We start from the raw sequence: 12,703 nt of genomic DNA, 5'->3' as shown, positions 1-12,703 counted from the left end.
CGCACCAGCTGGGCGGCCGGACCGGGTCCGACTGGAACATGGTGTCCGCCGGCAGCCAGGGCGTGCCCGCCACCAGCTTCCCCAAGCCCCCGTACACCACGGTCGCGCAGAGCCCGGTCACCCGGGACAAGCCGTTCCTGTACGTCGACGGCTCCGGCGGCTACCAGGTGTTCGTGCCCGCCACGCGCACCGACTCCACCGGCACGAGCTGGGCGAACGGCCACCCGGCGGGCACCTCGCTGCCGCGCAGCCGGTTCTACGTCGTCAAGCCGGGAGCCACCGCCGCCCAGATCGACGCGGCCCTGGCGGCCGGGCAGAACCTGCTGGTCACCCCCGGCGTCGTCCCCGACGACACCGGAGGCCCCGCGAACGCCTCGACCAACGTGTCCGACCTGGTCCGCTACCCCTGGCCGAAGGGCCGCCCCCAAGGACGTGTGAGGCGCCGTGGCCTGGATACGCGGACTGGACGGCACCACCGCCCGTCCGGGAGGTCATCCAGGCCATGACCAGCGCACACCGGCCAGGCCGGCACTCCGAGGTCACCCTCCGGGTCAACGGCAAGCCCCACACCCTGATCATCGACCACCGACGCGTCCTGCTGGACCTGCTCCGGGAGGACCTCGATCTCACCGGCTCGAAGAAGGGCTGCGACCACGGCCAGTGCGGTGCCTGCACCGTGCTGGTCGACGGGCGCCGCCTGAACAGCTGCCTGCTGCTGGCCGTCACCCTCGACGGCAGCGAGATCACCACCGTGGAGGGCCTGGGCGGGGACGGCGAGGAGCCGCACCCGCTCCAGCGGGCCTTCCTCGACCGCGACGCCTTCCAGTGCGGCTACTGCACCCCGGGGCAGCTCTGCTCCGCCGTCGGCATGCTCGCCGAGGCCGCCGCCGGCCACCCCTCCCACGTCACCGACCCCGCGGCCCCCTCCGGCCGGCCCGTCCCGCTGGACCGGCCCGAGATCCGCGAGCGCATGAGCGGCAACCTGTGCCGCTGCGGCGCCTATCCGCGCATCGTCGAGGCGGTGGAGGACGTGATCCGGTGAACGGCTTCGGATACCTCAGGCCCGGCAGCCTCCAGGAGGCCGCGGAGGCCTACGCCGCCCACCCCGGCGCCCGCTACCTGGCCGGGGGCACCAACCTGGTCGACCTGATCAAGCTCGGCGTGGAACGCCCCGCCGTCCTCGTCGACGTCGGCCGGCTGCCGCTGGACGCGATCGAGGAGCTGCCCGACGGCTCCCTGCGCGTCGGCGCCACCGTCCGCAACAGCGACCTCGCCGCCGACCCGCGCGTCCGCGACCGCTACCCGGCGCTCTCCCAGGCCCTCCTCGCGGGCGCCTCCGGCCAGCTGCGCAACGCCGCGACCACCGGCGGCAACCTGCTCCAGCGCACCCGCTGTCCCTACTTCCAGGACCTGGACAAACCCTGCAACAAGCGCGACCCGGGCAGCGGCTGCGGCGCCCTGGACGGCGTCCACCGCGACCACGCGGTCCTCGGGCACTCCGCGCACTGCATCGCCACCCACCCGTCCGACATGGCCGTCGCCCTGTCCGCACTCGACGCCCGGGTCGAGCTGTACGGCATCGACGGCACCCGGAGCGTGCCCGCGGCCGACTTCCACCGGCTGCCCGGAGAACACCCCGAGCGGGACACCGAGATCCGTCCCGGCGAGATCATCACCGCCGTCACCCTCCCGGCCCGCACGGCCGGCCTGCCGTCCGCCTACCGCAAGGCCCGGGACCGGGCGTCGTACGCCTTCGCCCTCGCCTCCGTGGCCGCCGTGGTGCGGCTGGCGGACGGCGCGATCGACCAGGTGGGGCTCGCCTTCGGCGGGCTCGCGCACCGGCCCTGGCGGGCCCACCGCGCCGAGGAGGCCCTGCTGGGCGCGGCGCCCACCCCGGCCGCCCTGGAACGCGCCGTCGACCTGGAGCTGGACGCGGCTAGGCCGCTGCGCGACAACGCCTACAAGGTGCCCCTCGCCCGCAACCTCGCCCTCGACGTCCTGGGCCGTCTCACCCCGGCACCCGCCGTGGCCTGACCGCCCGGGCACGACCGTCCGGAAGGGAGCCCCGCAGGCACGTCACCACACGCGGCGCGCGGGAACGCCACCGCCGGAGGAACGTCACAGGAGGAGACCCCATGCCCCGCACCGGCACCGCCCTGGGCGCCCCCGCCGAGCGCCGGGAGGGGCGGCAGAAGGTCACCGGCGCAGCCCGCTACGCCGCCGAGCACCGGCTGCCCGGCCGCGTCCACGCCTGGCCCGTGCCCGCCGCCGTGGCCCGCGGCCGGGTCACCGCCGTGGACACCTCGGCCGCCCTGGCGATGCCCGGCGTCCTCGCCGTCCTCACCCCCGACGACGCCCCCCGGCTGGCCGAACCCGAGGACGCCATCCTCGCCGTGCTCCAGGACACCCGCGTGCCGCACCGGGGCTGGTGCGTCGCCCTCGCCGTGGCCGAGAGCCCGGAGACCGCCCGGGCGGCGGCCCGCGCGGTACGCGTCCGCTACGACGCCGAGCCCCACGACGCCGTACTCACCGAGGACCACCCGGACGCCTACGAGCCGGAGGAGGCCAACGCCGGCCTGCCGGGCCGCGTCGAGCACGGCGACCCGGAGACCGCCTTCGCCGCCGCGGACGTCCGGGTCGACGCCGCCTACCGGGTGCCGCCGCTGCACAACCACCCCATGGAGCCGCACACGAGCACCGCCCACTGGGACGGGGACCGGCTCACCGTGTACACCTCCAGCCAGGGCAGCACCACGGTCCGGTCCGTGCTCGCCCAGCTGTTCGAACTGCCCGAGGACCGGATCACCGTGGTCGCCGAGCACGTCGGCGGCGGCTTCGGCTCCAAGGGGACCCCGCGCCCCGACGTCGTCCTCGCCACGATGGCCGCCCGGCACACCGGCCGGCCCGTCACCCTCGCCTACCCCCGCCGGTACCTGCCCACCGTCGTCGGCCACCGCGCCCCCACCCTGCACCGGCTGCGCCTCGGCGCCGGACCGGACGGCCGGCTCACCGCCGTACTGCACGAGGTCACCACCCACACCTCGCGGGTGAAGGAGTTCGTGGAGCAGGCCGCGGTGCCCGCCCGGGTCATGTACGCCACGCCGAACCTGCTCACCGTGCACCGGGTCGTGCCCCTGGACGTGCCGAGCCCGTCCTGGATGCGCGCCCCCGGCGAGGCGCCCGGCATGTACGCCCTGGAGTCCGCCGTGGACGAACTCGCCGAGGCGCTCGGCACCGACCCGGTCGAGCTGCGCATCCGCAACGAGCCCGTCCGCGAGCCGGGCAGCGGCAAGCCCTTCAGCAGCCGGCACCTGGAGCAGTGCCTGCGCGAGGGGGCCCGCCGCTTCGGCTGGGCCGACCGCGACCCAGCCGCGCGCGCCCGCCGCGAGGGCCCCTGGCTGCTCGGCACCGGTGTCGCCGCGGCCACCTACCCCTTCTCGGCGGTCCCGGCGACGGCGACCGCCCACGCACTGTCCGACGGCACCTTCGTCGTCCGCACCAACGCGACCGACATCGGCACCGGCGCCCGTACCGTCCTCGCCCAGATCGCCGCCGACGCCCTCGGCGTACCCCTGGACCGGGTCGGCACCGAGATCGGGAACAGCGACCTGCCCCCGGCATGGCTGGCCGGCGGCTCCACGGGCACCGCCTCCTGGGGGTGGGCCGTGCACGACGCCTGCGCCCGCCTCGCGGCCCGGCTCGCCGAGCACACCGGACCACTGCCCGCCGACGGCCTCACCGCCCACGCCGACACCGGGGGCCGGGCCGACGCCGACAGCCCCTACGCCCGGCACGCCTTCGGCGCCCACTTCGCCGAGGTCGCCGTCGACACCGTCACCGGCGAGACCCGGGTGCGCCGGCTGCTCGGGATCTTCGCCGCCGGGCACATCCTCAACGCCCGCACCGCGCGCTCCCAGTTCGTCGGCGCCATGACCATGGGCCTGGGCATGGCCCTCACCGAGGGCAGCACCATGGACCCCGCGTTCGGCGACTTCACCGAGTCCGACCTCGCCTCGTACCACGTGCCCGCGCACGCCGACGTCCCCGCCGTCGAGGCCGACTGGATACCGGAGGACGACACCCACCTCAACCCCATGGGCAGCAAGGGCATCGGCGAGATCGGCATCGTCGGCACCGCCGCCGCCATCGGCAACGCCGTCCACCACGCCACCGGGATCCGCTTCCGCGAACTGCCCCTCACACCCGACCGGATCCTGTGCGGCCTGCTGTCCGGGGGGTGAAGGTGACCGGACCGACCTGGGAGTACGACGGTTACCGGCCCGAGGAGCAACGCCTGCGGGAGGCCCTGTGCACCCTGGGCAACGGCTACTTCGCCACCCGCGGCGCGCTGCCCGAGTGCACCGCCGACGAGATCCACTACCCGGGCACCTATGCGGCCGGCTGCTACAACCGGCTCGTCTCCGAGGTCGCCGGACGCCGGGTCGAGAACGAGGACATGGTCAACCTGCCCAACTGGCTGCCGCTGCGCTTCAGGCCCGCCGGGCGGGACTGGCTCACCCCGGACACCGCGCCCGTCACCGAGCACCACCAGACCCTCCACCTCGGCCCCGGCGTGCTGGAGCGCCGCACGCGCTACCCCCTCGGCGCCGACGGCACGCTCCACGTGCGCCAGCTGCGGCTCGTTCACCTGGCCGACCCCCATCTCGCCGTCCTGCGCACGGAGTTCACCGCCGACGCGGTCACCGTCGACCTGGAGGTGGAGGCCGCCCTCGACGGGGGCGTCACCAACTCGGGCGTGGCCCGCTACCTCGACCTGGCCGGCCGTCACCTCACCGACGTGCGCACCGGCACCGAGGCACCGGACACCGTGTGGCTGCACTGCCGCACCCGCACCTCCGACATCAGCATCGGACTCGCCCAGCGGCTCACCGCCCCGGCGCCGGTGACCGACGCGAACGAACTCCAGCGCGCCGTCCAGTACCTGCGCCTCACCGTGCCGCCCGGCCGCACCACCACGGTCGACAAGACCGTCGCCCTGCACACCTCCCGCGACCCGGCCATCGGCGACCCGCTGCGCGCCGCCGTCGACCGGGTGGGCGAGGCACCCGGCTTCGACACGCTGCTGGACACCCACCGCGCCGCCTGGGACCAGCTGTGGCGGCGCACCGCGCTCGAGGTGCCCGGCGAGGCCGGCAGCATCCTGCGCCTCCACCTGTTCCACCTGCTGCAGACCCTGTCCCCGCACACCGCGGACCTCGACGTCGGCGTCCCCGCACGCGGACTGCACGGCGAGGCCTACCGCGGGCACGTCTTCTGGGACGAGCTGTTCGTCCTGCCCTACCTCAACCTCCACCTGCCCGAGGTCTCCCGCGCCCTGCTCCGCTACCGCCACCGCCGCCTGGACGCGGCCTGCCACGCCGCCCACCGCCTCGGCCGCGGCGGCGCGCTGTACCCGTGGCAGAGCGGCAGCGACGGCCGCGAGGAGACCCAGCAGCTGCACCTCAACCCCCGATCCGGCCGCTGGCTGCGGGACCACTCCCACCTCCAGCACCACGTCGGCTCGGCCGTGGCGTACAACGTGTGGCAGTACTGCGAGGCGACCGGCGACACCGCCTTCCGGGACGGCGAGGGCGCCGAGATGCTGCTCCAGATTGCCCGCTTCTGGGCCGACTCGGCCACCTACGACGACCACCTCGGCCGGTACCGCATTCGCGGCGTCGTCGGCCCGGACGAGTACCACGACGCCTACCCCGGGGCGACCGGACCCGGCCTCGACGACAACGCGTACACCAACGTCACCGCCGCCTGGGTGCTCGAACGGGCCCTGGAACTGCTGCGCACCCTGCCCGAGCCGCGCCGCCGCGAACTCACCGAGGGCACCGGCCTGGACGAGCACGAGACCGGCCGCTGGGAGGAGGTCTCGCGCACCCTGCACGTCCCCTTCCACGACGGGGTGATCAGCCAGTTCGACGGCTACGGCGACCTCGCCGAACTGGACTGGGACGGCTACCGCAAGCGGTACGACGACATCCGGCGCCTGGACCGGATCCTGGAGGCGGAGGGCGACACCGTCAACCGCTACAAGGCGTCCAAACAGGCCGACGTCCTGATGCTCGGCTACCTCTTCTCACCCGCCGAACTCCGCGCGCTCCTGCACCGGCTGGGCTACCACCTCGACGAGCGGACCTGGTCCGCGACCGTCGACCACTACGTGCACCGCACCAGCCACGGCTCCACCCTCAGCGGCCTGGTCCACGGCTGGATCCTGGCCCGCGCCCGCCGCGCCGGCGCCTGGGCCTTCGTCCAGGAGGCACTGCGCGGCGACATCGCCGACCTCCAGGGCGGCACCACCGGCGAGGGCATCCACCTCGGCGCGATGGCCGGGACCCTCGACCTCGTGCAGCGCGGACTGACCGGTCTGGAGACCCGGGACGGCGCCCTCTGGCTCGACCCCGTCCCGCTCCCCGAACTCTCCACCTACGGCTTCGCCATCCGCTACCAGGGCAACTGGGGCGTGCGCCTGCGGCTGCGCTTCGGCCTGCTGGAGGTCGCCGTCCCCGACTCCGACGGCTCACCCGTCGACGTCCGGCTGCCCGACCGGGTGGTGCCGGTACGGCCGGGGGAGACGGCCCGGCTGGTCCTGCCGGACTGAGCCCTCAGCCGTCCGCCACCGGATACCGGTGCACCGGCGGCAGGCCCGGGAGCAGCTTCGGCCACACCGTGTCCAGGACGTGCGCGCTCGGGGTGAACAGCGGTCCGCCGAGCGCGGGCAGGTCGGAGACCTCGTGCCACTCCCAGCGCCTGATCAGGTGCGGCTCCGTCACGGCCGGTTCGCCGGTGAAGGCGGTGACCCGGACGGCCGCCGTCAGCCGCGGCACGCCGTGCACCGAGTCCATCAGAAGGGACAGCACCCGGGTCCCCACGGGATCGGCGGGGACGGGCGTGAGGCCGGTGCCGTGGGGGTGACGGACCTGCGCCGAATCCCGTCCGGCGGCTGTCTCGCCCGCCGCGACGGCGACTTCACCACCCTCGCGGAGGAACTGCGCTCCGTCGAGCAGTACCTGGAACTCACCCGCGCCCGCTTCGGCCCCCGGCTGCGGGTCACCCTGCGCATCGCCCCCGAGGTGCTGCCCGTCACGCTGCCCTTCCTGTGCCTCCAGCCCCTGGTGGAGAACGCCGTCGAGCACGGCCTGGAGGAGGCCGTGGAACGCAGCAGTGTCACCATCACCGCGGAGGACCGGGGCACCGAGGCCCGGGTCGGCGTCGAGGACAACGGCATCGGCATGGACCCCGAGCGCCTGCGCGCCGTCCTGCGCGGCACCGCCGGCCCGGCCACCGGCATCGGGCTGCGCAACGTGGACCGGCGGCTGCGCGAGGTGGACGGCGACGACCACGGCCTCGTCATCGTGACGGGCGTCGGGGCCGGCACGAAGATCACGGTCCGGATCCCCAAGTTCCGCCCCGGCGTGCGGTCACCCCCGCCCTGAGCCGGGCCGCCCGGCTAGACCACCGTCAGCCGGCGGTCGGGGAGGTGGCCGGTGAGCGCGACGGTCGGGCCGTGGGACAGGACCGACGGGTCCGGCACGTCGGACGGGATCTCCACGTCGGCCGCGATCGGCCGGCCCACCGCGCCCGGCGGGGGCGGGAAGGGGGCGGCCTTCTCGATCAGGTGCCTGTAGTAGTCCAGCCACTTGGCCATGTCGACGGTCACCGCCGCCGTGACCCGGCCCCGGTAGCCGTAGACCATCGCCAGCCTGCGGTCCTCCAGGGACCCCTGGGCGATGACCACGTGGTCGGAGTAGGTGGGCACGCCCACCGACTTGATGTTGAGCCCGAACTGCGTGGACCAGAACGTCGGCAGGGCCAGGTGCGGACGCTGCAGCGGCCCGGGGTTGACCATGTTGTGGGCCGCCACCTCGGCCTGGGTGACCGCGTTGCCCCAGTGCTCCAGGGACAGCATCTGGTAACCGAACAGGGGGTGCGGGAAGCGGGCGACGTCGCCCGCCACGAAGACGTCGTCGGTGACGATCCCGTACATCGTGAAGGCCCGGCACCCGGCGTCGCAGGCGACCCCGCGCGGGCCCGCCGCCAGACCGGAGTCCGCGAGCCACTCGACGTTGCGCAGCGCCCCCAGCGCTACGACGCACACGTCCGCGTCGACGCGGCTGCCGTCGGACAGCTCCGCGCCGCTGAAGCCGCCGTTCCCGCGCAGCGCGGTCACCGTCACCCCGGTGCGCAGGTCCACGCCGTGGTTGCGCTGCATGAGCGCCGCCAGCTTCGACAGGGTGCCGCCGAGCGCGCCCACCAGCGGTGCGGGGCCGCGTTCGGCGACCGTGACCTCCAGGCCGCGCTCCCGGCACGCCGAGGCTATCTCCGAGCCGGTGAACCCGGCGCCGATCACGAGCACCCGCCCGGGTCCCGAGTCCAGCCGCTCGGACAGCCCCGCGCCGTCCTCACGGGTGCGCAGCGTGAACACCCCGTCCAGGGCGGCCTCGTCCGGGTTGGGCCAGGGCCGCGCACGGGTCCCGGTGGCGATCAGCAGCCGGTCGTACGGCAGCGACTCACCGTCCTCCAGCCGCACGCGCTTCGCCAGCGTGTCCACGCCCGTGGCACGCACACCGAGGCGCCACTCGGCGTGGGGGTCCCGGCGCATCGGCAGCTCGGTGGTGTCCGCCGTCGCCTGGCCGAGCAGCACCTGCTTGGACAGCGGCGGCCGGTCGTACGGCGCGTGGGGTTCGTCACCGACCACGGTCAGGGAACCGGTGAAACCCTCCTCGCGCAGCGCCTCCGCGGCGCGCAGCCCGGCCAGCGACGCACCGACGATGACGATGCGGCCGTCCTTCAGGTCAGCGGGCACCGCTGCTCACCTCTTCCCCGAGGAGGATGGCCTGCACCGGGCAGGCCGCCGCGGCCTTCCGCACCCGCTCGATCTGGTGGTCGGGCACGGCGGGGGAGTACAGCAGCCCCTCATTGCCGTGCAGCTCGAAAACATCCGGGGCGAGGAAGACGCACTGTGCGTAGCCCTGGCAGCGCGTGAGGTCGACAACGGTCCGCATCTTCACCACTTCCTCCGCGGTCCCACCCCCCTCGTTTCCAGCATGGGACGAGATGCGGAGCCTCGCACGGCCACCCGGGTGATCACGCGACGGCCGTCAGTAGCCGCCGAGGAGGGCCCGAACCCGACGCAGGTCCTCCGGCCCGGCGGAGCTGTGCCAGCGGGACGGGTCGGCCGGGCGCCGTCCCCACAGCAGCAGGACCCGTACGGCCGCGTCGCTCTCGATCGTGGCCGGACCCTCGGGAGCGGCGAGCCGGATGCCGCTGCCCCCGGCGTCGGCGGTCACCACGACGTCGTCCGTGCCCGGCGTGCGCAGCCGCCCCTCGACCCGTCCCTCGGGTCCCAGTTCCAGACCGGCGTGGCCGCGGGCCAGCAGGGGCCGGCCGACCGACACCACGCTGTGCTCCGTCATCCAGGGCTCGGTGAGCGACCCCACCGCCGTACGGTCGTCGCCGGTCAGGTCCCAGCGGTGCAGGATCAGCTCCTCACGCATGTGCTCCGCGAAGAAGGGGACCTTCACCGACCGGCCGGTCCACATGACCTCCGTGTCAGGGGACAGGTCCTGCGCGGCGGCCGCGGCGACCTCGGTGAGCCGTTCACAGCGGTCCATGAACGCCGACCAGAGGTCGGTGTCGGACATCCACCGGTAGGGGGCCTCACGGTCGAACCCCCGGGTCTCCACGGGCGTCCCGGAGAGGAACGCCCGCAGAACCCGGGCCAGTTCCTCGGCATTGCCCGTCTGGTGGACCAGGACGTCCCGTACCGTCCAGGCCTCGCACCACGTGCCGTCGTCGGGCCGCCGCGCCTGCACGGCGTGGACGAAGGGCGCCAGCTCCGGCAGGGTCTCGTCGACCCGAGAGGGGATCATGCGCCATGGGTAGCCTGACCGCCCGTCGGCCAAACCGGCGCGCCCGGCAGAACCCCGGCCGGCCGATGCGGCGACCCGTTCGCGGGACCGTACGAGCGCGGTCCGGCGTCCGGCACCGGCCCTCTCCCGCCCCGGTGGACACCCGGGGCGGCGGCCCGTGCGATCCTGCGCCCGGCGCCGGACACGGTAGCCGCGAGTGGGGTGCGCCGAGGTCCGGGACTCCTCGGCGGCCGATCCGGCCGAAAGGGAGACGCATGCTGATCGAGCACCGGGGCCGCCGGCCCGTCGTACCGGAGTCGGCCTATGTCGCGCCCTCCGCCACGCTGTGCGGGGCCGTCGTGCTGGGTGAGGGTGCGCGGGTGCTGCACGGGGCGGTGCTGACCGCGGAGGACGGCGAGGTCAGGGTCGGGGAGAACACCGTGGTGATGGAGAACGCGCTGGTGCGCGGGCGATCGGGGCATCCTGCGGTGATCGGGGACGCCGTGCTGGTCGGACCGCACGCGCACGTCAACGGCTCGCGGGTGGAGGACGAGGCGTTCCTCGCCACCGGCGCCTCCCTGTTCCCCGGTGCGGTCGTGGGTGCCGGTGCCGAGGTGCGGATCAACGGGGTCGTGCAGGTCAACTGCCGCCTGCGGCCGGGGGCCGTCGTACCGATCGGATGGATCGCCGTGGGAGATCCGGCCCGGCTCCTCCCTCCCGAACGGCACGAGGAGATCTGGGCCGTGCAGCGGGAGTCGGACTTCCCCGGCACGGTGTACGGCGTCCCGCGCGGCACCCCGATGCGCGACATCATGGCCGCCCAGAGCGAGTTCTACGGCGCCCACCGCGCGGACAGGGTGCTCGGCGGGGACGGCGCCGGCAGCGGTACGGCGCAGTGACGACGTGAACGTGCCGCACCGCCCGTGCCGTGGGGCGACGGGCGGAGCACGAGGGAGTACCGCCGCGGTGCGGCGCGCCCCCTGCTACAGCGTCACGTCTCCGCTACGGGTGGGCCTCGACGCCCAGTTCGGCGAAGAGGGCGGCCTCGGCGCGCAGCGCCCTGTCGGCGGTCGGGGCGTCGGGGCGTAGGCCACCTCGACTTCCGGCGGGCGGGTACGGCGGTGGCGGCGGCTTCGCGGGCGTCTCGCGGACGCCCGCCGGCGAAGCCGGTGCCGGAACCGGCCGCGTCGGAACCGGTCGGCGTGGACCCGAAGGCCCGCCGTCGCCGGGACGGCGGTGCGCGTCAAACTCTCCAGCCGCCGCGGTGGTTGACGTGCACCGGCTCAGGTGCCGGCCGGGAGGACCGGTGGTCGGGCCGTCCGCCTCAGCGCTCCTGGAGCGGCGCGAGGGCGTGGACGGTCGCCGACGTCTCGCGGTACAGCCGGCGGTAGAGGCCGTACAGCTCGTCGTAGCGGTGCCTGTGCTCCGCGCGCGGTGTCACGGTCCTGCGCACCGGGTTCCAGGCGTCGATGTCGGCGTCCCCGACGAGCTGGGCCGCGAGCAGCGCGCCGCCGTAGCCGGCGCCGACGGTGATGGTGTGCACCTCCTGCGGCCGGCCGGTGATGTCGGAGACGACCTGGGGCCACAGGGCACCCTGGGTGCCGCCGCCGACGGCGACCACGCGGCGGATGTCGCCGCCGGCCTCCTCGATGACCTCGATGTTGTGGCGGACGCCGAAGCCGGTGGCCTCCAGCGCGGCGCGGTAGAGGTCGCCGCGGGTGTGGGACAGGGTGAGCCCGGCGATCACCCCGCGGGCGTCCGGGTCCAGGATCGGGGTGCGCTCGCCGGAGAAGTACGGGAGCATCAGCAGCCCGCCCGCGCCGGGCCCCGACTCGGCGGCCAGCCTGGTCAGTTCGGCGTGGTCCCCGGCGGCAAACAGATCGCGCAGCCAGTTCGTGACGGCCCCCGAGGTGGCCATGCCCCCGGCCAGGTTGCGGGTGCCGGGCAGGGCGCCGACCGTGCCCCACAGGGACGGGCTGGTGAGCGGCTCGGGCACGGTGTGGATCAGGAACATGGTCGTGCCGTACATGAGCATCAGGTCGCCGGTCCGCTGGGCGCCCACGCTGAGCGCCTCGGCCCAGGCGTCGACGGTGCCGGTGGCGACGGGGATCCCGGCCGGCAGGCCCGTCGCGGCGGCGGCCTCCGCGGTGACGGTGCCGGCGGCCTCGCCGGGCCAGCGCAGCGGCGGCAGCTCGACGCCGGGGGCCACCTCGGCGGCCCAGGGGCCGTACCACTCGCCCGCGAGGGTGTCGTACAGCGGCGTGCACTGGCTGGCCGAGTGGTGGTCCAGCACATAGGTGCCGGTGAGCCGGCGGACCAGCCAGGAGCTGGGCATGTACAGGCGCCGGGCGCGGGCGTACAGCTCCGGCTCCTCCTCGGCGATCCAGGCGATCTTCGGCCCGGCGGCCTGGGTGGTGAGCGCGGAGCCGCCACGGCGGATGATCTCCTCGGCGCCCAGCCGTTCCTCGATGCCGCGGATCTGGCGGACCGAGCGGGTGTCGACGCCGTAGAGGATCGCCGGGCGCAGCGGGGTGTCGTCCTGGTCGGTGAGCAGGACGCAGGGGCCCATGCCACTGACCCCGACGGCGACGACCGTGGTGTCGTCCGGTCCGGTCAGTTCGCGGGTGAGTTCGGTGAACTCGCGCCACCACACGGAGGCGTCCATCTCGAAGCGGCCGGGGCCCGGCCTGTCGGGGCTGTGCTCCCGCACGGCCGAGCGGATCAGGGTGCCGTCGGGACCGACGAGGACGCCCTTGCTGCTCGACGTGCCGATGTCCACACCGATGACTGCGTTGCGAGGCATGACGAGCACGCAGCCTAGCGCCTGAAAAGGACTTCAT

The 12,703-nt window shown here is 74.7% G+C and carries 10 protein-coding genes and 2 pseudogenes; 7 read left to right on the top strand and 5 right to left on the bottom strand.

The features are described from left to right. Positions 1-5 precede the first annotated feature (5 nt). The 5 genes and pseudogenes from ACZ7FF_RS07035 to ACZ7FF_RS07015 all read left to right on the top strand — a co-directional run. A pseudogene (locus tag ACZ7FF_RS07035) lies at positions 6-341 on the top strand (coagulation factor 5/8 type domain-containing protein); the annotation flags it as partial. A 161-nt stretch (positions 342-502) separates the two neighbouring features. Beyond that, a complete protein-coding gene (locus ACZ7FF_RS07030) occupies positions 503-1,042 on the top strand; it encodes a 2Fe-2S iron-sulfur cluster-binding protein (RefSeq protein WP_470810146.1) in 540 nt (179 codons plus the stop codon). After that, positions 1,039-2,034, top strand: coding sequence for an FAD binding domain-containing protein (locus ACZ7FF_RS07025; protein WP_470810145.1), 996 nt, complete (start codon positions 1,039-1,041; stop codon positions 2,032-2,034). The genes ACZ7FF_RS07030 and ACZ7FF_RS07025 overlap by 4 nt, the downstream gene beginning before the upstream one ends. 101 nt (positions 2,035-2,135) lie before the next feature. Continuing rightward, positions 2,136-4,241 (top strand): xanthine dehydrogenase family protein molybdopterin-binding subunit, encoded by a 2,106-nt coding sequence (locus ACZ7FF_RS07020; protein ID WP_470810144.1) that lies wholly within the window; start codon positions 2,136-2,138, stop codon positions 4,239-4,241. A 2-nt stretch (positions 4,242-4,243) separates the two neighbouring features. Next, positions 4,244-6,613 (top strand): glycoside hydrolase family 65 protein, encoded by a 2,370-nt coding sequence (locus tag ACZ7FF_RS07015; RefSeq protein ID WP_470810143.1) that lies wholly within the window; start codon positions 4,244-4,246, stop codon positions 6,611-6,613. A 4-nt stretch (positions 6,614-6,617) separates the two neighbouring features. Here ACZ7FF_RS07015 and ACZ7FF_RS07010 read toward each other — a convergent pair whose 3' ends face one another. After that, positions 6,618-6,872 (bottom strand): NUDIX hydrolase, encoded by a 255-nt coding sequence (locus ACZ7FF_RS07010; protein ID WP_470810142.1) that lies wholly within the window; start codon positions 6,870-6,872, stop codon positions 6,618-6,620. 93 nt (positions 6,873-6,965) lie between these two features. On the opposite strand from ACZ7FF_RS07010, the pseudogene ACZ7FF_RS07005 reads away from it, so the two are divergent. After that, positions 6,966-7,448, top strand: a pseudogene (locus tag ACZ7FF_RS07005) (sensor histidine kinase); the annotation flags it as partial. Between the two features lie 14 nt (positions 7,449-7,462). On the opposite strand, the gene ACZ7FF_RS07000 reads toward ACZ7FF_RS07005, so the two are convergent. The 3 genes from ACZ7FF_RS07000 to ACZ7FF_RS06990 form a co-directional block, all read right to left on the bottom strand. After that, positions 7,463-8,818: an NAD(P)/FAD-dependent oxidoreductase gene (locus ACZ7FF_RS07000; protein ID WP_470810141.1), complete on the bottom strand. Its 1,356-nt coding sequence runs from the start codon at positions 8,816-8,818 to the stop codon at positions 7,463-7,465. Beyond that, positions 8,808-9,017: a ferredoxin gene (locus ACZ7FF_RS06995; RefSeq protein WP_470810139.1), complete on the bottom strand. Its 210-nt coding sequence runs from the start codon at positions 9,015-9,017 to the stop codon at positions 8,808-8,810. The genes ACZ7FF_RS07000 and ACZ7FF_RS06995 overlap by 11 nt, the downstream gene beginning before the upstream one ends. 96 nt (positions 9,018-9,113) lie before the next feature. Then, positions 9,114-9,884 carry a maleylpyruvate isomerase N-terminal domain-containing protein gene (locus ACZ7FF_RS06990; RefSeq protein ID WP_470810138.1) on the bottom strand — a complete coding sequence of 257 codons (771 nt, stop codon included), beginning with the start codon at positions 9,882-9,884 and terminating at the stop codon, positions 9,114-9,116. Positions 9,885-10,138: 254 nt separating this feature from the next. Between ACZ7FF_RS06990 and ACZ7FF_RS06985 the strand changes: the two genes are divergently transcribed. Beyond that, on the top strand, positions 10,139-10,762 hold the full coding sequence (locus ACZ7FF_RS06985; RefSeq protein WP_470810136.1) for a gamma carbonic anhydrase family protein: 624 nt from the start codon (positions 10,139-10,141) through the stop codon (positions 10,760-10,762). A gap of 425 nt (positions 10,763-11,187) precedes the next feature. On the opposite strand, the gene ACZ7FF_RS06980 is transcribed toward ACZ7FF_RS06985, so the two are convergent. Then, the gene (locus ACZ7FF_RS06980) at positions 11,188-12,666 is read right to left on the bottom strand and encodes an FGGY-family carbohydrate kinase (protein WP_470810135.1); all 1,479 of its coding nucleotides are present in this window, start codon (positions 12,664-12,666) and stop codon (positions 11,188-11,190) included. Between the last annotated feature and the right edge of the window lie 37 nt (positions 12,667-12,703).

It is taken from the genome of Streptomyces sp. NPDC037126 (assembly GCF_055605965.1).
This window is presented reverse-complemented; position numbering and strand designations above follow the sequence as displayed.